Genomic DNA, 1029 nt, shown 5'->3' on the forward strand with positions numbered 1-1029 from the left:
CCGGGCCGAGGCCCTGCAGCTTGCGCAGCACCGCAGGGTCCTGCGCGTCCAGCCAGTCCACCAGCTGGCGGAAGGAGACCAGCCGCACCTCCGGCTTGTCCGCGATGGACTTGAGCGCGTCCTCGACGGCGTTCATGTAGATGCCGCCGTTCCACTCCTCGAAGTGGTTGCCGATGACGTACGGCGCCCGGTTGCCGTTGTACGCGCGGTCGAAGCCCATCAGGTAGGCGTCCCGGGCCTGGGCCTGGAAGCCGGGGTGGAGCGCCGGATCGGCCTTGGTGTTGGGGCCGCACTGGTTGTACATGATGTTGTAGTCCATCGACAGCACCTGGAAGGTGTGCCCGGGGAAGGGGATGGACTGCAACGGGAGGTCCCACAGCGCGCCGCCCTGGATCTTCTGCGGCCACACCTGGGTGCCGTTGCCGCTGCTGTCGTAGCGCCAGCCGCGCCTGACCGCGGTGGGCAGCAGGTTGCGCTGGCCCTCCAGGCAGGGGGTGCGGCTGCCGATCAGCTCCTTGCGGTAGTCGAAGGGCAGCGCCGGCAGGTCGGTGAAGCCGGTGTTGGTGCGCCAGTTCATCACGAAGTCCATCGCCTGCTGGATCTCGCTGTCCCACTCCTCCGGGGACCATGCGGCGACGCCGGTGGAGCCGCAGAAGTGCCCGTTGAAGTGGGTGCCGATCTCGTGGCCCTCCAGCCAGGCCGCGTGCACGTTCTCCAGGGTGTCGTGGATGTGCTGGTCGTTCAGGTAGCCGATCTCGGAGGCGCCGACCTTGTGCTGCGGCGGGCGGTACAGGTCCTTCTTGGACTCCGGCAGCAGGTAGAGGCCGCTGAGGAAGAAGGTCATCGAGGCGTTGTGCTCCCGGGCCAGCCGGCGGAAGCGGGCGAACAGGCCGTTGTCGAGCTCGCCGGCGCCGTCCCAGGAGAAGACCACGAACTGCGGCGGGCGCTGGCCGGGCTGCAGCCGTTCGGGGACGGGCTGGTGGGGCTGGGGGCCGGTGTCCGAGGTCGAGCCGTCGCCGATCAGGACGG

Annotated in this window: 1 protein-coding gene; it reads right to left on the reverse strand. The window is 69.2% G+C overall.

The window, feature by feature from the left end; all coding sequences use genetic code 11:
• A partial coding sequence (locus J0670_RS38645; protein WP_207817439.1) for a hypothetical protein occupies nt 1-1029 on the reverse strand: 1029 nt, incomplete at both ends.

The organism is Streptomyces sp. FH025, from assembly GCF_017427025.1.
Classification (GTDB): Bacteria; Actinomycetota; Actinomycetes; order Streptomycetales; family Streptomycetaceae; genus Kitasatospora.